Source organism: Aeromonas sp. 95A, from assembly GCF_051919235.1.
In the GTDB taxonomy this organism is placed as follows: domain Bacteria; phylum Pseudomonadota; class Gammaproteobacteria; order Enterobacterales; family Aeromonadaceae; genus Aeromonas; species Aeromonas veronii.
This window is the reverse complement of record NZ_JBQBFC010000001.1, coordinates 414032-435139: the sequence shown is the minus strand read 5'-3', so window position 1 is coordinate 435139 and position 21108 is coordinate 414032. Positions and strand designations below refer to the sequence as shown.

Sequence of the window (21108 nt, the reverse complement as noted above, 5' to 3'; positions counted from 1 at the left end):
ACCCGAGGGCCCTTTCAGGGCCCTTTTCTTTTCTGCCCCGCTCTGCTCTAATTCAGCCACTGTTTTTTCTGAGAGATCAATGAGATGATCGAGTTTCTCCGCCGTATCGCCGCCCATCGGCTGGCCTGGGGTCTGTTGGCAGCATCAGCCCTGTTCCTCGAGTTGTGCGCCCTCTTCTTCCAGCATGTGCTAGGCCTCTCCCCGTGCGTGATGTGTGTTTACGAACGGTTGGCGACCCTGGGTGTGCTGGCCGCCGGTCTGCTCGGCATAGTGGCGCCGGATAAGTGGTATGTTCGCTGGAGTGCCATGTTGCTATGGGGCTACAGTGCCTTCCGCGGCTTCCAGCTGGCCCTCAAGCATGTGGACTATCAGGTCAACCCCTCCCCGTTCAACGTCTGCAGCCCGTTTGCCGACTTCCCGAGCTGGGCTCCACTCGATCAGTGGCTCCCCTGGCTCTTTATGCCGGAAGGGGATTGTGCCCAGATCACCTGGCAGTTCCTCGGTTACTCCATGCCCCAGTGGCTGGTCGTCATCTTCGCCGCTTACCTGTTGGTCTTCACCGTAGTGGCCATCGGCAATCTGGTGAAAGGGCGCTGCTGCAACTGAGTGTAATGCCCGCGTGGAGATAAAAAGGGGGAGCCATAATGGCTCCCCCTTTCTCGTTCTGGCTGACCGTATTTCTGGTTACGCCTTGGCAGTACCCATCTTGGCCTTGACCGCGCCAATCACCATGGGCAACAGGGAGATGCCGATGATGCCGAAGATCAGCAGGGTAAAGTTGTGACGCACCACCGGCAGATTGCCAAAGAAGTGGCCGGCATAGACGAAAGAGAGTACCCACAGCAGACCGCCAACCAGGTTGAACGCCAGGAAGCGCGGATAGGTCATGGCCCCCATCCCTGCCACGAACGGCGCAAAGGTACGCACGATGGGCAGGAAGCGGGTGATGATGATGGTCTTGCCGCCATGCTTGGCGTAGAAGGCGTGGGTCTTCTCCAGATAGTCGCGGCGGAAGATTTTGGAGTCCGGGTTGCGGAACAGCTGCTCGCCGAAGAAGTGGCCTATGGTGTAGTTGACCACGTTGCCCAGCACGGCAGCGATGATCAGCACGGCCGCCAGGGTATGGACATCCAGCACGCTGCCCACGGTAAGCGCACCGGCGGCAAACAGCAGGGAGTCACCCGGCAGGAACGGCGTCACTACCAACCCGGTTTCACAGAAGATGATGAGAAACAGGATGGCGTAAACCCAGACACCATAGTTCTCGAACAGCTCTTTCAAATGCACGTCAACGTGCAGGATAAAGTCGATTGCAAAGAGGATCAGATCCATTTTTTCCATACCCATAAAGTGAACGGCGTGGAGTCTACGCCAATGCCATCCGGGCGACAATCACTGGGCCAGCCTCTTTTTCATCCTGCAGTGCCCACCTTCAAATGAAACCGTTTTTCCGCTTCCTTCGAGGGTGGGAGTACAAAGAGATATGCCGAGCGCCGTGTTGAAAAGGTGAACTAGGAGGCCTGTTCCAGATCGCTGCGCACTGCGGAGGGCAAACAACGCTCCCAGCCCCATAGCAACACCAGCAGCAGGGTCACATCATCGAACCAACCCAGCAAGGGCAACACGTCGGGGATAAGATCCACCGGACTGATGCCATAGAGCAGGATAAGGATCACCAGGCCCCTCGCCCACCAGGGAGTACCGGGATGGCGAAAGCCCTGATAGAGACGACGAAGTCGTTGCCAAACAAGCCAGCGTTTGCGGCTCATGATTCGATCAACTCGCCACGCAGCCGCTGGATCTGATCCCGCAGTGCCGCCGCCTGCTCGAACTCCAGATCCCGCGCATGCTGGAACATCTGTTCCTCCATCCGCTTGATCTCTTTGGCAATCTCGCTGGCTGAGCGGACATGGTACTCCCCTTGCGACTCAGCCGCTTTGCGCATCCCCTTGCCTGGTTTGCCTGCCGTGCGGCTGCCCCCCATGTCCATCACATCGCCAATGGATTTGTTGAGCCCTTTGGGGGTGATGCCATGCTTGAGGTTATGGGCATGCTGCAAGGCGCGGCGCCGCTCGGTCTCCTCAATGGCTACCTTCATCGAGTTGGTGATGGTATCGCCGTAGAGAATGACCTTGCCGTTGAGGTTACGCGCCGCCCGGCCGATGGTCTGGATCAGCGAGCGGGTCGAGCGCAGGAAGCCCTCTTTATCCGCATCCAGAATCGCCACCAGCGACACTTCCGGCATATCGAGACCTTCCCGCAGCAGGTTGATGCCCACCAGCACATCGAACTTGCCGAGGCGCAGATCGCGAATGATCTCCACCCGCTCGACCGTATCGATATCGGAGTGGAGGTAGCGCACCTTGACGTCGTGCTCCGCCAGATACTCGGTCAAGTCTTCCGCCATCCGCTTGGTCAGGGTCGTGACCAGCACCCGCTCCTCCACCGCGACCCGCTTGCGGATCTCGGAAAGCAGGTCGTCCACCTGCGTGGTCACAGGACGCACCTCGATCTCCGGATCGAGCAGGCCGGTAGGGCGCACCACCTGCTGCACCACATCGCCGCCGGACTTCTCCAGCTCGTAGGGGCCCGGGGTGGCCGAGACAAACACCGTCTGCGGCATCAGCGCTTCAAATTCGTCGAACTTGAGTGGCCGGTTGTCCAGCGCAGAGGGGAGCCGGAAGCCGTACTCCACCAGGGTCTCCTTGCGGGAGCGGTCCCCTTTGAACATAGCGCCGATCTGCGGCACCGTGACGTGGGACTCGTCGATGATGAGCAGGCCATCCCCCGGCAGGTAGTCAAAAAGGGTGGGCGGTGGCTCCCCCGGCGCACGGCCGGAGAGGTAGCGGCTGTAGTTCTCGATGCCGGAGCAGTAACCCAGTTCCTGCATCATCTCCATGTCGAACTGGGTGCGCTGGCTGATGCGCTGCTCTTCAACCAGCTTGTTGAGGGACAACAGCTGCTCGCGGCGACTGCGCAGCTCCTCCTTGATATGCTCGATAGCCCCCAGAATGGTCTCGCGCGGGGTGGCGTAGTGGGTCTTGGGGTAGATGGTGTAGCGCACTACTGTCTGCTCGATGGCACCGGTCAGAGGATCGAACTGGGAGAGGCGCTCCACCTCTTCATCAAACAGCTCTACCCGCAGGGCCAACTTGTCAGATTCGGCAGGGTAAATATCGATGACTTCACCGCGCACCCGGAAGGTACCGCGTTGAAACGCCATGTCGTTGCGGGTGTACTGCAGCTCGGCGAGGCGACGCAGGATATCCCGCTGGTTAATCACATCCCCCACTTTCAGGTGCAGCATCATGCTCAGATAAGCTTGGGGATCCCCCAAACCATAGATGGCCGACACCGAAGCGACGATCACCACGTCGCGCCGCTCCAGCAGTGCCTTGGTGGCGGACAATCGCATCTGCTCGATGTGATCGTTGATCGAGGCATCCTTCTCTATAAAGGTGTCGGTGGTCGGCACATAGGCTTCGGGCTGGTAATAGTCGTAGTAGGAGACGAAATACTCTACCGCGTTGTCGGGGAAGAACTCCTTCATCTCACCATAGAGCTGGGCGGCCAGGGTCTTGTTGGGAGCCAGGATCATGGTCGGGCGGTTCAGGGTGGCGATGACGTTGGCCATGGTGAAGGTCTTGCCCGAACCGGTCACCCCGAGCAGGGTCTGATGGGCCAGCCCTGACTCGATGCCATCCAGCAGTTGGGCAATCGCCGTGGGCTGATCCCCGGCGGGTTGAAACTGGCTGGCTAACTTGAACAATTTGCTCATGAACACTCCCGACACAAAACAGCAGAGGAGCAGTGTAACCGAGGGTTTAGCAGCGGTACACCCGTGCCATCATCCCGCGAATGGCTTGACCACCCAGGACACCTTCTGTATGATGCTCCTCCTTGCCTGATGTTCCCCCGTAGTTCAGTCGGTAGAACGGCGGACTGTTAATCCGTATGTCACTGGTTCAAGTCCAGTCGGGGGAGCCAATTCCTCACCATCTCGGTGCAAGTTATCCACTTTAGTGCCCTCTCTTGCCAATTTTAATGCACAAGATCCTTCTTGCTGCTGACGCTCCCTTTTGTTACCCGTCCCAGCTCGACAGAGTTTTCTCCTGTCGCGTATAACTATTTGATTTTTATACAAACATTTTTCTTCCGGTATTTTTTGAACAGCCCTTGAATCCCAGTGCTGGCGCGGCTTTCAGGGCGATGAACAAGTTTCATAAACAGGGTTATCCACAGATTCTGTGGGTAAGTGCAGCAAGCCCTGTCAGGACGCGGGATTGCCCTTGATGGCCCCCGGCGAAGAGTCATTTTGCTGGCCAACCTGATTTTATGCTGTTTTTTTGCTCCCTCAGGAACAGCGGGGTGACAGGCTCTATTGGCACTTTTCAGAGGCATCTTTTTGCCAACCCTTTTCCCGTGGGCGAACGGGCAAATATCAAGCTGATTTGCCCCTCTATCCACCATGGCGGCCATCGGTTGAATCTGCTGAAACTGATCCCCGCCAAGCGGCTGAACAGCAGAATCTAAAATATCGGCCTGCGCCAGAGCACTTCGGTCGCGGGCAGCAGATTTCACTAATTGACAACGACGGTTACAGCAAAAATTGCCAGATTTCATCCGCTTGTCTCCCTATCACGCCGCCGGTTCCACAAATAGCGTCCGATAACGTCCGATTAATCGCTCCCTTGCGCTTCTTTATTGGGGATAGATCCGGCACAATATCGACCCCACTTTTTTCCTCGGTTTTTCCGGGCATGACCATAGATTTCGTGACACTGCTACATCAAAGCGACTCCCTGCTGCTGTTCGTGGTATTGGCCTTCGGCCTGCTGCTTGGCAAGGTGCGAATTGGCAACTTTCAGATTGGCAACACCATAGGTGTGCTGTTTACCGCCCTGCTGTTCGGCCAGATGGGCTTCGAATTTGCGGCCACCACTGAAAACGTCGGCTTTATGCTGTTCATCTTCTGTGTAGGGATCGAGGCGGGCCCTCACTTCTTCAGCGTCTTCCTGCGCGACGGCATCCACTACATCACCCTGACCCTGGTGATCTTGCTGACCGCCCTGTTGCTGACGGTGGGGCTGGCCAAGTTCTTCAATCTGGGACCGGGCATGGCGGCGGGGATCCTGGCGGGTTCCCTCACCTCGACCCCGGCACTGGTGGGTGCTCAGGATGCCTTGCGCAGTGGTCTGCTCAACCTGCCCCATCAGACCGATATGCAGGCTGTGCTCGACAATATGGGCATCGGCTACGCCCTGACCTATCTGGTGGGTCTGGTGGGCCTGATGCTGGTGGTGCGCTATCTCCCATCGCTGGCACGCCTCGACCTCAATACCGAAGCGCAAAAAATCGCCCGTGAGCGGGGGCTCTCCGACAGCGAGAGTCGCAAGACCTATCTGCCCATCATCCGCGCCTATCGGGTTGGCCCCGAACTGGCAGCATGGATAGGTGGTCGTACCCTGCGAGAGACCGGCATCTATCCCCATACCGGTTGCTATGTAGAGCGGATCCGCCGCAACGGCATTCTGGCCAGCCCCGACGGCGATGCCGTTATTCAGGAAGGGGATGAGATCGCTCTGGTGGGCTATCCCGAGAGCCACGAGAAACTGGACGTCAACTACCGCAACGGTAAAGAGGTGTTCGACCGCAACCTGCTCGACCTGCAGATCGTCACCGAAGAGATAGTGGTAAAGAATGACTCTGTGGTAGGCCGCCATCTGGTGGAGCTCAACCTCACCGAGAAAGGGTGCTTCCTCAACCGGGTAGTGCGCTCCCAGATCGAGATGCCGTTCGATCGCAACATCATGCTGCAAAAGGGCGACGTGTTGCAGATCAGCGGCGAGAAGCAGCGGGTCAAACTGCTGGCCAACAAGATCGGCTTTATCAGCATCCACAGCCAGACCACGGATCTGGTGGCCTTCACCACCTTCTTTGTACTCGGCCTGCTGATCGGCTCCGTTTCGCTGGTGTTCGGTCAGATCGAATTCGGTCTCGGCAACGCCGTCGGCCTGCTGCTGGCAGGCATTCTGATGGGTTACCTGCGGGCCAACCACCCGACGGTCGGCTATGTGCCGCCCGGCGCGCTCAGATTGGCCAAGGATCTCGGTCTGGCGGTCTTTATGGTAAGCACGGGCCTGAAAGCCGGTGGCGGCATCCTCGACCACCTCAGCGAGGTGGGTACGGTAGTGCTCTTCTCCGGCATGCTGGTGACCACCTTGCCGGTGCTGGTAGGCTATCTGTTCGGGGTCTGGGTGCTCAAGATGAACCCGGCGCTGCTGCTCGGTGCCATCACAGGTGCCCGTACCTGTGCCCCGGCGATGGATGTGGTCAACGAGGCAGCCAACAGCTCCATTCCAGCGCTCGGCTATGCCGGTACCTATGCGGTGGCCAACGTGATGCTGACCCTGGCGGGCTCCTTTATCATCGGCTTCTGGTTCTAGCAGCCATCACATTACCGCTAACAAAGAAGGGAGCCTCATGCTCCCTTCTTGCTATCTGCCCCGCTAGAGAGATGTAGATCAGGCTCATTGATGTGGCGTCACCTCCCCCCACCATCTGCGCTGAAATCTGCCCCCCTATTCCACAATAGGCGATCTCTGCTCTGCTCTGCTCTGCTCTGCTCTGCTCTGCTCTGCTCTGCTCTGCTCTGCTCTGCTCTGCTCTGCTCTGCTCTGCTCTGCTCTGCTCTGCTCTGCAATGAGTGATGGCAGATCACGGAAACAAAAAAAGCGCCCTGAGGCGCTTTTTTATATCAACCGGATAATCAGCCTTTGAACTTGCTGAACACCAGAGAAGCGTTGGTACCGCCAAAGCCGAAGCTGTTGGACATGACGGTGTTGAGTTCGGCCACTTCGTACTCACGCACGATGGGCAGACCTTCGGCCTTCTCGTCCAGAGTCTCGATGTTGATGCTGGGAGCGATAAAGCCGTGTTCCATCATCAGCAGGGAGTAGACAGCCTCGTGCACGCCCGCAGCGCCCAGCGCATGGCCGGTCATCGCCTTGGTGGCAGAGATCTTGGGACCGTTGGCGCCAAACAGAGTCTGGATAGCTTCCAGCTCTTTGGTATCACCCACCGGAGTGGAGGTGCCGTGGGTGTTGATGTAATCAACCTTGCCCACACCCTGCATCGCCATCTTCATGCAACGCACCGCGCCTTCACCGCTCGGCGCGACCATGTCATAGCCATCGGAGGTAGCACCATAGCCAGTCAGCTCAGCATAGATGTGAGCGCCACGCGCCAGCGCATGTTCCAGCTCTTCGATCACCAGAATGCCGCCACCACCGGAGATAACGAAACCGTCGCGGTTCGCATCATAGGTACGGGACGCTTTTTCCGGCGTGTCGTTGTACTTGGTGGAGAGGGCGCCCATGGCGTCAAACTGGATGGTAGAGGACCAGTCCAGCTCTTCACCACCACCGGCGAAGACCACATCCTGTTTGCCAAGCTGGATCAGCTCAAGTGCGTGACCGATGCAGTGCGCAGAGGTGGCGCAAGCTGAGCTGATGGAGTAGTTGACACCCTTGATCTGGAACGGGGTCGCCAGGCAAGCAGAGGTGGTGGAGGACATGGTGCGCGGCACCATGTAAGGGCCCACACGCTTGACCCCTTTCTCACGGGCGATGTCCACAGATTCCGAGGTGTTCTTGCCGGAGGCACCACCTGAACCGACCACCAGGCCGGTACGCTCGTTGGAGACCTGATCTTCCGCCAGACCGGCATCTTCAATGGCCTGCTGCATGGAGAGGTAGGCGTAGGCCGCAGCGTCGCCCATGAAACGCATGACTTTACGGTCGATCAGTTCAGACGGATCGAGTTTGATGTTACCCCAGACACGGCTGCGCAGGTTGTGCTGCTCGAACTGCTCGGAATAGGTGATGCCGGATTTACCTGCTTTCAGGGAGGCCAGCACTTCTTCCTTGTTGTTGCCGATACTGGAGATGACGCCGATACCGGTGATCACTGCTCTTCTCATTAATTCATCTCGTCTGGAAAAACTGGCGCCAAGTCTACCCGCTTTCGGCTGCCAAACTGGTCTGCTTTCACGTAGAATGCCCGCGATTTTGTGACGCGAGCCGAGGAAAACGTGAGTCAAACATCCTTACATCATGCCCGATTGGACTGGAATGAAGCGGGAACTCCTGTCTCCAGTGACTTCGGGGATGTGTACTTTTCCAATGATAACGGTCTAAGTGAAACCCGCTACGTCTTTTTGCAGCAAAACCGGCTACCTGCGCGATTTTCGCACCACGATAGTGACAGTTTCGTGATAGGTGAAACAGGTTTCGGCACAGGCCTTAACTTTCTGGCGACAATGCAAGCCTTCCTGGAACAGGCGCCTCAATCCGGCAACGGCTCCCGTCTGCACTTCATCAGTTTCGAGAAATACCCCCTGACCCAAGACGATCTGCGCAAGGCGCTGGCCGCCTGGCCTGAACTTGGCCACTTGAGTCAGGATCTTGTCGCCCAATGGCCGCTGCCGGTTTCCGGTTGCCACCGCCTGCATTTTGCGGGTGGCCGCATTCGCCTCGATCTCTGGTTTGGCGATATCAAGGATATGCTGCCGCAGGTGCCTCATCGGGCAGAAGGTCTGGTGGATGCCTGGTATCTGGATGGTTTCTCCCCGGCCAAGAACCCGGAGATGTGGACACAGGAGCTGTTTGATGGTCTCGCTCGCCTCGCCCGTCCCGATTGCTCCATTGCCACCTTTACCTGTGCCGGTTTTGTCCGTCGCGGCCTAATTGCCGCCGGTTTTGCCATGAAGAAGGTGAAGGGCCACGGTAGCAAGCGGGAGATGCTGGTGGGGGATCGCACCGACAAGCAGCCGCAGCAGACCATCGCCCCTTGGTATGCCCGTCCTGCCGGACGCGCTGGCGAGGTAGTGATCATCGGCGGCGGCATCGCCTCGGCCATGACGGCGCTCTCTCTGGTGGAGCGGGGTCGCAAGGTGACGTTGCTGTGTGCAGATGGCGAACCGGCCACCGGCGCCTCGGGCAACCGCCAAGGAGCCCTCTATCCACTGCTCAACGGCGAGCACGATGCCCTGTCACGCTTCTATTCGCTCGCCTTTGGCTATGCCCGTCAACGGCTGCTGGCGTTGGCCGAACGCCATCCTATCGCTTTCGAATTATGCGGAGTGACCCAGCTCGGTTATGACGACAAATCGGCAGCCAAGCTGGCCAAGATGAGTCAGGGCCCCTTCCCGTCCGAGCTGATGCATCCCCTCTCTACATCAGAGGTAGAGCAGGTGGTTGGCCTGCCCTGCGGCCACAGCGGCGTCAGTTACCCGCTGGGGGGCTGGCTCTGTCCGGCCGATCTCACCCGAGCCGCCCTGAAAGAGGCGCAAGCCAGCGGCCTGCTTGAGGTGGTGTTCAACACCGAGGTGGTTGCCATTGCCGAGCAGACAGATGCTTGGCACATAGAGAGCCAGGATGGCCGCCACTGGCAGGCCCCCAATCTGGTGGTCGCCGCCGGTCACCAGTTGCCAGCACTGCTCCCCTTTGCCGAGCTGCCGCTCTATCCGGTGCGCGGTCAGGTGAGTCATGTGCCAACCTCAGCCAGCTTGAGTCAGCTCAACACGGTGCTCTGCTACGATGGCTACCTCACACCTATGCACAACGATCAACACTGTATTGGTGCCAGCTATGGCCGTAACCAGAGCAGCCTTGAGTTTCGTGCCGAGGAGCAAATCCAGAATCAGGTGCGGTTGCAAGCCTGCCTGCCGGAACAAACCTGGCCCGCCGAGGTGGATGTGAGCGGCAACGAGGCGCGCGTGGGGGTGCGTTGCGCCAGTCGGGATCACCTGCCGGTGGTAGGGCCAGTGGCCAGATTGCAAGGTCTGGCGGATCACTATGCGCAGCTGCAGCATGATCAACACAACGCCCAGCCGCTCCCCCTTCACCCCGGCCTCTATATGCTGGGGGCGCTCGGTTCGCGGGGCCTCTGCTCGGCGCCGCTCTGTGGCGAGCTGCTCGCCAGCGAGATCTGCGGCGATCCCCTACCGCTGGCCGCCGATCTGCTGGAAGCGCTCCACCCAGCCCGTTACTGGGTGCGCAAACTGCTCAAAGGCAAGGCGCTGGTCTGAACCGGACTCTGCAAGCAAATAGAATGGCCGCCCATCGGGCGGCCATTCTATTTATCAAATCGTGCGATGCTGGATATTGCGTCTTGAGATAGCGCTCACTTGGGCCAGTGCACCCCGAGCTGTTCGCCGTAACCTGTCTGACGCTGGAATCCGTCGAGCCGTCCCTTGACCTTGCTCAGCTCGCCACTACCTGCTGCCCACGCGGCATAGCGCAGTGCCTGACAATCTGCATGACCGGGTAATCCCGCAATCGCACCGCCCACCTGATTGGCCCCTTGCAGCACCATCTCCTTGAAGCGGGATTCGTAGTCAAACATGCTGGATAGCAGCCGCCCCCAGCGCTGGCGGGCAGGCTCGTTACTGTTCGCACTCTGACGCCAGCGGGGCAGCAACACGGTGGCGTTGGTGGTCACCGTCACCCGGTTGAGCTGGCAGCGCCCCGGCAACTGCTCGGTATCCAGCTGCCAGTCCACCTGATAACTCGCCTTGCCGAGTACGGGCTTGCCATTCACCTTGGGGGCACTTTGGGCAATCGCCCGGGCAAGCTGCTCCGGACTGGTTGCATTGACCTCATAAAAACGGACATTGATGCGGGACTCTGGCACCACTTGCGGCCGGCTCGGCTGAGCCTGACTCATCAGGGGCAACAGCAACAACCCGACCCCCACTACTCCATAAACCTTGCTGACCATGCCAGACTACCTTCCTTGATTGCACGGGCGGAGTACCAACCTTGGTGAACCCCACCGCCACACAGATGACGGGTATAGCCTATGTGTGACGACGAGGCGGCGCAACACAATGATGCGCCCAGAAATCAGAGCACGCTCACAGGTTGCGTGAGCAGAGTATGGCACAAGGCCAAAACTGTATTTTTATTGAGCATGACGGCTGATGCGCTGCCAGTCGAGGTGATAGTTTTTCACATTGATGTCATGACCATCTATCTGAATAAAATGATCATTTTTAAGACGGTTGGCAAAAAAGTCCTGATCTGCCCCCTCATTGAGCCACAGCTCGCAAAGTCCCCGTTTTCCCTCTTTGGCATAGAATCTCGGAGTGACCAGCAGCGCGACCCCATCTACCCGGATGGCATGACGGGCCAGACAGTTTGCTTCGGTGGTTTTGGATGCCAGCGCGGCAAAACGGGGTTTGTTCCCCTCGGCAACCACCAGTACGCCGTAAGAGTGAGGAGCCATGAGACGCCGCATGGCGACCGCCTGATGAGGACCGGTTTGATGAAAACCGTCATTGGTTACCGCAAACACGTAAGTAGGTGAAAATAGCATCGCAAGCAGGAAAATAGAGCGTTTAATGCCTAAAAAATCACCAGTCACCATATAAAAGCCTCAAAAGACAACCAAGGCTGGCAAGGGTAGGTAGCCAAACCCGCTGGGTAAAGTACCTTTACCTTTCTTTAATTCTGTTCATGGGGTTAAACGTTGATTTAGCTCACACAACATCCTGTTTCCAGTCGCCACTCTACCCCTATCGGAATAGACTCCCTCCACTCTCATCCAATCAGAAGGCAACATATGCTGGAACTCATCGTTGGCACCCTGGTCACCCTGGTGGTGGGCCGTGCCATTTTCAAAGGATACTCCGCGACCGGGGTGCTGCTGAGCGGCGGCTTGCTGCTGCTGGTCATCACCGCCATGATGGGCAAGCCGGTACTGCCGAGCAAGGTGGTCAGCACCGGCTATATCGCCACCGATATCTTCGAATACGTCCGCTTCCTGCTCAATGACCGTGGCGGTGGACTGGGGATGCTGATCATGGTGCTGTGCGGCTTCGCCGGCTACATGAGCCATATCGGCGCCAACACCATTCTGGTCAAGCTGGCCAGCAAACCGCTCGGCATCATCAAGTCCCCCTATATCCTGCTGGTGGCTGCCTATCTGGTGGCCTGCGCCATGTCGCTGGCGGTCAGCTCCGCTACCGGCCTCGGCGTGCTGCTGATGGCCACCCTGTTCCCGCTGATGGTCAACATGGGGATCTCCCGTGGCGCGGCTGCTGCCGTGTGCGCCTCGCCAGCCGCTATCATTCTGGCACCGACCTCAGGGGACGTGGTGATGGCCGCTCAGGCCGCCAACATGCCGCTGCTGGATTTTGCCTTCAAGCTGACCCTGCCCATCTCGCTGGTGGCGATCGCCTGTATGGCGGTGACCCACTTCTTCTGGCAGCGCTACCTTGACCAGAAATCCGGTGAGCACAACGAGCCGGTCGCACCGGGTGATCTGGTGACGACTGCGCCTGCCTTCTACGCCATCCTGCCCTTTACCCCCATCATCGGGGTGCTGGTGTTTGACGGCAAATGGGGTCCGCAGCTGGATATCGTCACCATCATCGTCATGTGCATGGTGCTGGCCAGCCTGCTGGAGCTGGTGCGGATCCGCAATGGCAAGGAGCTGCTGGACGGTCTGCAGGTCTGCTGGCGCAACATGGCTGATGCCTTTGCCGGTGTGGTCATGCTGCTGGTTGGTGCCGGCGTCTTCGCCCAGGGTCTGATGACCATCGGCTTTATCGACACCCTGCTGGCTCACGCGCAGGATCTCGGCTCCGGCGGCCTGATCATGATGCTGTCGCTGGTGGTGATCACCACCCTGGCCGCCTTCACCACCGGTTCGGGTAATGCCCCCTTCTACGCTTTCGTGGAGCTGATCCCTAACCTGGCCAGCAGCCTTGGCATCAACCCGGCCTATCTGGTGATCCCGATGCTGCAAGCCTCCAACCTGGGTCGCACCATTTCTCCAGTCTCCGGGGTGGTGGTCGCCTGTGCCGGGATGGGCAAGCTCTCGCCGTTCGAGGTGGTCAAGCGCACCAGTATGCCGGTCGCCGTCGGCCTGCTGGTGGTGATCGTCGCCACCCAGATCATGGTACCCGCCTGATCATTGACCAGCCCGGCACCCTGCCGGGCTGGTATCCTCCCCCCCCTTTGCAGTAGACTCGGTGCTCATTTTCCCCCTAAGGAGGACCGAGATGAGTATTACGGTTCAACTTGCCCATTTCAGTGATTGCCACTCCCACTTCGATGGCGCGCCCATGAGCTTCTCCCCTGTCGGTGAAGGCCAATGGCGCACCCAGTGCGGCGGTTATGCCCGGATCCTGACCCGACTGACCCAACTGCGTGCCAAAGCCGCAGCAGCCGGCCAGCGTTTTCTGTTTCTGCACGGTGGCGACTCCTTTCAGGGCTCTCTCTATTTCAACCGCTTCAAAGGGCGCGCCAACGCCGACCTGCTCGCCATGCTGGCCCCCGATGCCATGGTGCTCGGCAACCACGAGTTCGATCTGGGCAACGGCCCGCTGGTGGAGTTCTTGCGCCAGCTCGATTTTCCGGTGCTGGCCGCCAATCTGGACAACAGTCAGGAGCCAGCTGACACGCCGCTTGGGCTGTGGGATATTCCCCACCTCTACGACGCCCATCAGCCCTGGCATCGTCGGGTGATCGACGGGGTTCCCTTTGCGCTGCTCGGCATCACCCTCGCCCAGATGGCTGCCATCGCCAACCCGGATCCCCACACCCGTTTCCACGCGGTCGCCGACACCCTCACCCGGGTGCTGCGGGAGATCAAGCGCGAAGGGATCCACCATATCGTGCTGCTGAGCCACCTCGGGCTGGATCAGGACAAGCTGCTGGCCGAGCGCTTCCCCGAGCTCAGCCTCATCATCGGTGGCCACACCCACAGCCTGCTCGGTGATCTCGCGCCGCTGGGTCTGCCAAGCGAAGGCAGCTATCCGCTGATGAACAACGGGGTAGCCATTTTGCACGCTGGCCACAGCGCCTTCTGCCTCGGTGTGTGCGAGCTCACCTTCGATGAGGCGGGCCGCGTCGTGCAAAGTGAGGGGCAGCTGGAGTGGCTCCCCTGGCAACCCTGGCCGTTTGCCTCCACGCCACCTGTCGGGCTCACCTTCTGCGAGCCGGATCCACAACTGGAACAACATCTGGCCAAACGCTATCGGCCGGAGATTGAAACCATGAGCCAGCGCATCGTCACCCGACTGGCGGCGCCACTTCCCCATCAGCGGCTGCCGGATGCCACCCTGCCCCACGGCAGCCAGCTCGCCCCGCTGGTGGCCAGCGCCATGCTGACCGCCGCCCGTGAACAGGTAGGCGAGGTGGACTTTGCCCTGCACAACGCCGGCGGCGTGCGCTGCTCGCTGGAGCCGGGCCCCCTGAGCGAAGCGGATATCGCCGGTCGCCTGCTGCCGTTTGCTATTCCCCTCACCCTCTATCGGGTGCACGGTCACGAGTTGGCGGAGGCGCTGGAGAATGCCATCGACAACGCCACCAACAACGGCGTGGTCGGCAATGGCAACGGCAGCTTCCCCTACACCGCAGGGGTGCGATTCACCTATCAGGCCGATCGGCCCAAGGGTCAGCGCATCACCCGACTGGAGTGGGAAGCCGCCCCCGGCCAGTGGCAAGCGGTCAATGCCGAACAGGTCTATCGCGGAGTGTCGAGCGCCTATACCGCCTCCGGCAAGGAGGGCTACACCGCACTGGCGCGGACCCTGACCCAGCACAATCAGGAGCTCGGCATCACCCTGGCCGATGCCTTTATCCGCTGGGCCCGTCACCTTCCGACACTGGAAGCGCAGCCGCCCGTGCTTGAGTACTTCAGTTGATATCCGGGGGATGCCTTTACCACATCCCCTGACGGCCAAAATTGCCGCAGCCAGCGCCCGGTTCCCTGCAAGAACCGGGCTTTTTCGAGAATATTTGCCCCACACGGGCCCGCCCCATTGCATCGCACTCACTAGCTCGGCAAGATAGGCCCGCTTTCAAGACCAGCTGCAGGAACAGGCGACTTCATGAATCACTCCATCCGTTTCACTCCCCCTCGCGTCAACCCGGGTATCAAGCCAGCCATTGTGCTGCTGACCGCCTTGCTGGCGCTGCTCTTCTGTCTGCGCAACCCGCTCTTCCACGCCATGGCGCCGGGCTTTGATGCCTCGCTGTTCGCGGTGATGGGCAAGATGTGGAGCGAAGGGGGCGTGCTCTATCGCGACATGATCGACATCAAGGGGCCGATGATCTTCGCCCTCGACGCGCTGGGCTATCGAATGGGGGGTTTTGTCGGGATCTGGGCGCTGGAGTGGGTGCTCTGCTGGCTCGGACTGCTGGCCAGCTGGCAGGCCTTTGCCCAGCTCGGACTCTCGTTCAAGGCGCGGCTCGGCGCCATGCTGGCGGTGCTGGCTCTCTACGGCACCCGTTACTACTACGGCAACATGACTGAGGACTGGACCTTCCACCTCGCCCTCATCGCCCAGTGGGCCTTCATCACCCTGCTGCTGGACAAGGGATTTCGCTGGTGGCCGGCACTGGTAGCGGCTCTTACCTTCGCCATCGTCGCCTGGATGCGCACCAACAACGGCGCCTTCTGGGGCGCCTGGTATCTGGTGCTGTTCTGCCACTGGTGCCTGCACGAAAAGTGGCGTGACGCCATCTTGCTGCTCATCTCCAGCCTGCTGGGGCTAACGCTGATTGGCGGCCCGCTTTACGCCTACTTCCAGCAGCATGATCTGCTGGCGGCCTTCAAATACTACGCCTTCGACATCTTCTTCGAAGGGAGCTATGGCAACGGCTTCTCCCCCATGGTGGGCGCCGTCGGCCTGCTGCGCACCGGCCTTGTGATGCTGCTGCCCGCCTTCATCATTCTGATGCTGAGCCGCCGTCAGGAGTGGTATCTGCCCGCCCTGCTGGCGACCCTGTTTGGGGTGCTGTTCACCCTGATCGCCAACTCGGTCTCCGGCCATGTGTTCGATCACTACGACGTGCTCTATCTGCAACTGGCAGTGCTGCCGCTGGCGGTATTGCTGGATCGCAGCGAACAGCAGGCTGATGCGATCGGCCTGCTCTGCATCTCGCTGGTGGTACTCACCGCCAGCTGGCTGCTGGCCCAGCAGCTCGCCTTTGGCTGGAGCACCAAGGAGTGGTCCCTCGAGCGGGTCAACGAGGTGCTCGGCACCAGCCTGCTGTGGGCGCTGCCGGTGCTGATCCTCATCCCCCTCTGGCGCGCCTGGGATGTGCGCAGTGCCACCCCCTGGCTGGCAACGCTGGCCATGCTGCTGATGATCAACAACGCCTGGGAAGGCACCCTCAAGGGTCGCCCTTTCAATCCGGCCGCGCAGGTACGAGTTGATCGCATCAAGGCCGAGACAGTCCCGAGCGACAAGATCTGGGTCGATGGCATCCAGCCGCAATATTATCTCTGGACCGATCGCCAGCCGGCATCCGCCTACCTCTTCTTTGCCAACGTCAATCCGCCCTATGACGTGCGCGAGCGGGTGCTGGCCGATATCCAGCGCCAGAATCCGAAGTTCATCATCGCCAAGCCGGATCGGGTGAGCGAGGAGCTGAAAAAACCCAGCTCTCCTTCCCATCTCGCCTTCTATCTATACCTGACCAGCCACTATGAAGAGGTGGATCCGGGTCTCTATCGCCGACGCTGACCGTCAATACGCCCCGCAGGGCGGCCATTGTTGCAATGGCCGCCCTTTTTCTTGCGCCAGAGCCCCCTTGCAGCAGCGGCCCGCAGTAGGCAAGCCCGCCCGAGATAACTACAATGACGCTCTTTTTGATGTAACGAGTGACACCATGGCGGAACTGACTTATCTGGGCGGCTATCCCGACCCTCTCAAGGCACAGGTACAACAGCTGATTGCGGCGGGCAAGCTTGGGGAGATGCTGGCCAAACGCTATCCGGAGAGCCACCAGATCCAGAGCGACAAGGCGCTGCTCGCCTACACCATGGAGCTGAAGAACCGCTACCTCAAGAGCTCGGCGCCCCTGTCAAAGGTGGTGTTCGATGGCAAGATCAACGTGATCAAGGATGCCCTCGGCCTGCACACCTACGTCAGCCGGGTGCAGGGCAGCAAGCTCAAGACCAAGAACGAGATCCGCATCGCCGCCCTGTTCAAGGAGGCGCCGCCCCCGTTCCTGAAAATGATCGTGGTGCACGAGCTGGCCCACATCAAAGAGAAGGATCACAACAAGAGCTTCTATCAGCTCTGCCAGCACATGGAGCCCGACTATCATCAACTGGAGTTTGATCTCAGGCTCTGGCTCACCTGGCGCGATATCGACAAGGCCAACCGCTAGGCTGACAACCGTTTCAGGGAGGAAACATGTCATTTGCCGCAACCCCCTTTGGTGCCACCCGCTTTATTGCCACTTTGGTAATGGCCAGCTTGGGCCGCGCTGCCCGTCCCCGCCGCGCGTCACGTGGGCTGCTGGCGCTGCTGCTTCTGCTCGCGGGCCACAGCGCCCGTGCCGATGAGCGCTGGCAGAGCGACAGCTATCTGGTCGAGAGCTTTATGGCCATCGCCATGGAGCGGGAGTATGGCGAAGCCAGGCAGACCCGTTTTGCCCGCTGGCAGCAGCCGATCCGGCTGCAACTTATCAACGAGTCGGGTGACAAGCCGCTGCAGGCCGACGTGGTGAAGGTACAGGCGGCCCATCTGGCTCGCATCACCGGCCACTCCATCAGCATGGTGGCCGCAAAGCCCAACCTCACCCTGATCATGACCGACTACAACAAGATGAAGAGCTGGGCCAACCGTACTATGGGGGGCGATCCATCGGTCAAGATGGCGCTCAAGGAGGGGCTCTGCCTTGCCAACTTCGCAACCAATGCAAAACACGAGATCAGCCGTGCCACCATCATCATTCCGGTAGACTACAGCCGGGCCAAGGGTCGCTTTCTCGACTGTGTGGTGGAGGAGTTCACCCAGGTGATGGGGCTGCCCAACGACTCTGACAAGGTGTTTCCCTCCATCTTCAATGACAACAGCATCGACAGTTTCCTGACCGGCCTCGACTATGTGCTGCTCAAACTAGCCTATCACCCAGCCCTCAAGGCTGGGATGAGCAGCGATGAGGTACGCGCAGCCCTGCCGCTCGCAATCAAGGATCTGCGCGCCAAAGGGGAGATCCGCGAAGCCAATCGCCGGGTGCAGCAGCAGAGCCTGAAAAGCTGGGCGGGGTTGTAACGGGCCTGGCTCACCCCAGAGCCAGACAAGCCACCGCGAACCTCTCACCACCCACAAAAAACGCAGCCACCTGGCTGCGTTTTTTGTTATCCGAGGATCAACGGTGCGTTATCGGGCATGCACGTTTATACGCCGCCCATGTATCCAACGCCCGTGTTATCCACTGACCGAGCGGGATCAGGATGCGACATTCTCTTCCGGCATCCAGCTCTCGGCGTTCTCCCACACGTCCTGCACCATGGCTTCGGCCAGCTCTTTGTCTTCCTTACTGGCACGGCTGACGGTCAGAGCCATGGCACTGCCCGGCGCGACCCGCACATGGATGTCGGGGAATTTTTCACCAAGCTGCTTGAGCAGCTCCTGACGCAGCGCCTCCATGGTCGAGGTCGGGATCTGATGTTTTCTGTCGATGATGATTTCAAGACGCATAGGAAACTTCTCCATGATTTATAACTGTATTTTTATACAGCATTTATGGGAAGTAAAGTGCCATCTTGCACCAATCAGAAAAGATCCAGCTGCTGACCACAGATCCGGTCGAACGACTCGCCGATAAAGGGCAGAATGGCATCGGCAATGGGCCGCAACTGCTTGTCTATGTAGTGTTCGTAATCGATGGCGCTGCGCCGGTACTCCAGCGGTTCGGGGCCATTGAGGGTCATCAGATAGGCGATGGAGCCCCGATGCTGATAACGCAGGGGCAAACCGCGACGCAGGTTCTCCCCATCGGCCAGCCGCGCCGCCCGCACATGGGGTGGCACGTTCTTCTGATACTCCTCGAGCTTCTGGCGCAGCCGTTTGCGGTAGATGAGCAGATCGTCGTGACGACCGGCGCGAGTCTCATCCACCATGGTGCGCACATAGCCGCTGGGATCTTCATCGTGAAACACCAGCTCATAGAGGCGGGTCTGGAATTGCTTGGCCAGCATGGTCCAGTCGGTACGCACCGATTCGAGCCCCTTGAACACCAGCTGTTCACTCCCCTCGCTGGCCTTGCCAACCAGTCCCGCATAGCGCTTCTTGCTGCCCTTCTCCAAGCCGCGGATGGTGGGCATCAGAAAGCGGCGGTAGTGGGTCTCGTACTGGATCTCCAGATAGCTCGGCAGATCGAACTCGCGCTTGATCAGTGCAGCCCAGTTATCGTTGATCATTTGCGCCAGTCGCTGGCCCATCTCGTCCGCCTCATCGGGGCTGGTCTCGCGCCCCAGATGAACGAAAGTGGAGTCGGTATCGCCATAGATCACCTCGAACCCCTTCGCCTCAATCCACTCGCGGGTCTGCTGCATGATGCTGTGGCCACGCAGGGTGATAGATGAGGCAAGGCGCGGATCATAGAAACGGCAGCCCCCCGACCCCAGCACGCCGTAGAAAGAGTTCATGATGATCTTGATGGCCTGGGAGAGCGCCTTGTTGCTGGCGGCCTTGGCCCGATCCCGCGCCGCCCACAAGGTAGCGATGAGCTCCGGCAAGAAGTGCCGCTCGCGGGAGAACATGGCGCCGCGAAAGCCCGGAATAGCGTGCTCGGGATGCTGCAGCCCCTCGATGAGCCCCATGGGGTCGATGCAGAAGGTGCGGATGATGCTGGGATAGAGGCTCTTGAAATCGAGTACCAGCACATGGCGATAGAGACCGGGTTTGGAGTCCATCACATAGCCACCTGGGCTTGCGAGCCCACCGTCGGCTGGCAGATTGGGGGCCACGTATCCGCCGCGATGGAGCCGCGGCAGATAGAGGTTGGTAAAGGCCGCCACCGAGCCCCCCACCCTGTCCAGCTCCAGGCCGGTGAGGGAGGCGCGTTCAATGGCAAACGGGATGAGGTGGCAGAAATCGAAGATCTCCCACACCAGCTTGCAATCTTCCAGGTTGTAGCGGGCCAGCGCCTCCTTGTCGGAGTGGAACAGTTCGGTGATCTTCTCCCCCCGATTGGCCACATCTTCGATATCCTTGCCACGGCCGAGCAGTTCGCTCGCCACCGCATCCAGGCTATAGCTGGCAAACTGCCAGGTGGCGCTTTTCAGGGTATCGATGCCATCGAGCACCATGCGCCCGGGGATAATGACGTTGCCAGTCTGGGGATCGCCCCGTGACGAGCGCCAGAAGCAGAGCTCGCGCCCCCGCCCGAGCCGCAGCCGCCGCTTGTTAAGCTCGGCGCGGCGTAGCAGCAGGCGAAAGTCAAAATTGACCACGTTCCAACCAATCACCAGGTCGGGGTCATGCAGGCTGAACCAGTTCTCCAGCGCACTCAGCAGGGCGCTCTCGTCCTCTACCCACTGGACCTGAGTGCCCCAGCTCTCGGCATCCGATTCCGGGGTGCCGATCATGATGACCCGCGCATCCTGTTCGCTGTAAAGGCCGACCGAGAAGAGGGCACCGTCCATGGCGCACTCCACGTCGAGGGACACCCAGGAGAGGGTTGGCGTCACCGCCTGCGGCGCGCAGCGCGCCTCGTTCACCTCCCAGTAGCCCTGCTTGCCTCCCTTCTTCACCGCCCGGCCATCGAAACGCACACCAGCTGTGATGAAACGCTCCATCAGAAACCGCTCCGGCAGCCGGATATCCGCCTCAAAGTGCTCCAACCCGCGAATAAGCAGCAGCTCGATGGCGCGGTGAAAGGCACTCAGGGTGGCGAAATAGCAGCCCACCACAGGGCGGCCATCGAAAGTGTGCATCGGCAGGCGGCGAAACCGCCCGCTCACCCCGGCCCCTTTGAATAGCTCGGCGGCTTCTGCCATATGGCTCTGTGGCAAAAAGAACACCGGCTCCTGCCCCGGCACCACCACCCGCACCGGCCCCTGCGCGCTCCAGAGCCACATCACGATTTCGGTGGTTGCAGCCTGCCCGTTGCGACCGCGCACGTCCCGACCGTGGCGGGTCAGGATAAAACCGTCGAGCGGCGGAGTGGCGGGTACGGTGGGCTGGGTTGCAGTCATGAAGCGTAAAGGGGCTGTCCGAGAATGGGACTATTGTACGTTCATACAGTGCCTGCTCGCAATCGTCACGCTGGCTGCGAGGCGGGAGTCAAACTG

Annotated in this window: 17 protein-coding genes and 1 tRNA gene; 9 read left to right on the top strand and 9 right to left on the bottom strand. The window is 59.9% G+C overall.

The genetic code is table 11. The annotated features are described in order from the left end of the window. The first annotated feature begins 84 nt into the window (after nucleotides 1-84). Complete coding sequence (dsbB, locus tag ACTG2U_RS01945) at nucleotides 85-606, top strand: disulfide bond formation protein DsbB (protein WP_439973942.1); 522 nt, start codon at nucleotides 85-87, stop codon at nucleotides 604-606. 78 nt (nucleotides 607-684) lie between these two features. On the opposite strand, the gene ACTG2U_RS01940 is transcribed toward dsbB, so the two are convergent. The 3 genes from ACTG2U_RS01940 to uvrB form a co-directional block, all read right to left on the bottom strand. Continuing rightward, nucleotides 685-1332: a DedA family protein gene (locus ACTG2U_RS01940; RefSeq protein ID WP_013723684.1), complete on the bottom strand. Its 648-nt coding sequence runs from the start codon at nucleotides 1330-1332 to the stop codon at nucleotides 685-687. 179 nt (nucleotides 1333-1511) lie between these two features. Beyond that, entirely contained in the window at nucleotides 1512-1769 is a 258-nt protein-coding gene (locus ACTG2U_RS01935) for a YkvA family protein (protein WP_429012446.1), read from the bottom strand. Further along, entirely contained in the window at nucleotides 1766-3778 is a 2013-nt protein-coding gene (uvrB, locus tag ACTG2U_RS01930; protein ID WP_429012447.1) for an excinuclease ABC subunit UvrB, read from the bottom strand. The genes ACTG2U_RS01935 and uvrB overlap by 4 nt, the downstream gene beginning before the upstream one ends. 133 nt (nucleotides 3779-3911) lie before the next feature. Here uvrB and ACTG2U_RS01925 point away from each other — a divergent pair. Then, a tRNA-Asn gene (locus tag ACTG2U_RS01925) sits at nucleotides 3912-3987 on the top strand. A 138-nt stretch (nucleotides 3988-4125) separates the two neighbouring features. Here the strand turns inward: ACTG2U_RS01925 and ACTG2U_RS01920 are convergent. Further along, the gene (locus ACTG2U_RS01920; protein ID WP_335833416.1) at nucleotides 4126-4623 is read right to left on the bottom strand and encodes a hypothetical protein; all 498 of its coding nucleotides are present in this window, start codon (nucleotides 4621-4623) and stop codon (nucleotides 4126-4128) included. 137 nt (nucleotides 4624-4760) lie between these two features. On the opposite strand from ACTG2U_RS01920, the gene ACTG2U_RS01915 reads away from it, so the two are divergent. Further along, complete coding sequence (locus tag ACTG2U_RS01915; protein ID WP_005336899.1) at nucleotides 4761-6446, top strand: aspartate:alanine antiporter; 1686 nt, start codon at nucleotides 4761-4763, stop codon at nucleotides 6444-6446. A 323-nt stretch (nucleotides 6447-6769) separates the two neighbouring features. Here ACTG2U_RS01915 and fabB read toward each other — a convergent pair whose 3' ends face one another. Beyond that, nucleotides 6770-7981 carry a beta-ketoacyl-ACP synthase I gene (fabB, locus tag ACTG2U_RS01910; RefSeq protein WP_107683071.1) on the bottom strand — a complete coding sequence of 404 codons (1212 nt, stop codon included), beginning with the start codon at nucleotides 7979-7981 and terminating at the stop codon, nucleotides 6770-6772. A gap of 90 nt (nucleotides 7982-8071) precedes the next feature. Between fabB and mnmC the strand changes: the two genes are divergently transcribed. After that, nucleotides 8072-10090: a bifunctional tRNA (5-methylaminomethyl-2-thiouridine)(34)-methyltransferase MnmD/FAD-dependent 5-carboxymethylaminomethyl-2-thiouridine(34) oxidoreductase MnmC gene (mnmC, locus tag ACTG2U_RS01905; RefSeq protein ID WP_439973941.1), complete on the top strand. Its 2019-nt coding sequence runs from the start codon at nucleotides 8072-8074 to the stop codon at nucleotides 10088-10090. Nucleotides 10091-10185: 95 nt separating this feature from the next. On the opposite strand, the gene ACTG2U_RS01900 is transcribed toward mnmC, so the two are convergent. Next, the gene (locus tag ACTG2U_RS01900; RefSeq protein WP_064338058.1) at nucleotides 10186-10782 is read right to left on the bottom strand and encodes a DUF922 domain-containing protein; all 597 of its coding nucleotides are present in this window, start codon (nucleotides 10780-10782) and stop codon (nucleotides 10186-10188) included. Between the two features lie 183 nt (nucleotides 10783-10965). Further along, a complete protein-coding gene (locus ACTG2U_RS01895) occupies nucleotides 10966-11430 on the bottom strand; it encodes a hypothetical protein (protein WP_335812918.1) in 465 nt (154 codons plus the stop codon). Nucleotides 11431-11625: 195 nt separating this feature from the next. Between ACTG2U_RS01895 and dcuC the strand changes: the two genes are divergently transcribed. The 5 genes from dcuC (at nucleotide 11626) to ACTG2U_RS01870 (ending at nucleotide 18082) form a co-directional block, all read left to right on the top strand. Next, on the top strand, nucleotides 11626-12978 hold the full coding sequence (dcuC, locus tag ACTG2U_RS01890) for an anaerobic C4-dicarboxylate transporter DcuC (protein ID WP_005336914.1): 1353 nt from the start codon (nucleotides 11626-11628) through the stop codon (nucleotides 12976-12978). Nucleotides 12979-13069: 91 nt separating this feature from the next. Then, nucleotides 13070-14716: a bifunctional metallophosphatase/5'-nucleotidase gene (locus tag ACTG2U_RS01885; protein WP_439973940.1), complete on the top strand. Its 1647-nt coding sequence runs from the start codon at nucleotides 13070-13072 to the stop codon at nucleotides 14714-14716. 186 nt (nucleotides 14717-14902) lie between these two features. Continuing rightward, nucleotides 14903-16543 (top strand): hypothetical protein, encoded by a 1641-nt coding sequence (locus ACTG2U_RS01880; protein WP_439973939.1) that lies wholly within the window; start codon nucleotides 14903-14905, stop codon nucleotides 16541-16543. Nucleotides 16544-16688: 145 nt separating this feature from the next. Continuing rightward, nucleotides 16689-17192, top strand: a complete 504-nt coding sequence (locus tag ACTG2U_RS01875) for a M48 metallopeptidase family protein (protein WP_150389026.1) — start codon at nucleotides 16689-16691, stop codon at nucleotides 17190-17192. Nucleotides 17193-17218: 26 nt separating this feature from the next. Further along, complete coding sequence (locus ACTG2U_RS01870) at nucleotides 17219-18082, top strand: DUF2927 domain-containing protein (protein ID WP_439973938.1); 864 nt, start codon at nucleotides 17219-17221, stop codon at nucleotides 18080-18082. 177 nt (nucleotides 18083-18259) lie between these two features. Here ACTG2U_RS01870 and ACTG2U_RS01865 read toward each other — a convergent pair whose 3' ends face one another. After that, nucleotides 18260-18511, bottom strand: coding sequence for a DinI family protein (locus ACTG2U_RS01865; RefSeq protein ID WP_335843486.1), 252 nt, complete (start codon nucleotides 18509-18511; stop codon nucleotides 18260-18262). 74 nt (nucleotides 18512-18585) lie between these two features. After that, complete coding sequence (locus ACTG2U_RS01860; RefSeq protein ID WP_439973937.1) at nucleotides 18586-21012, bottom strand: DNA polymerase II; 2427 nt, start codon at nucleotides 21010-21012, stop codon at nucleotides 18586-18588. Nucleotides 21013-21108 lie beyond the last annotated feature (96 nt).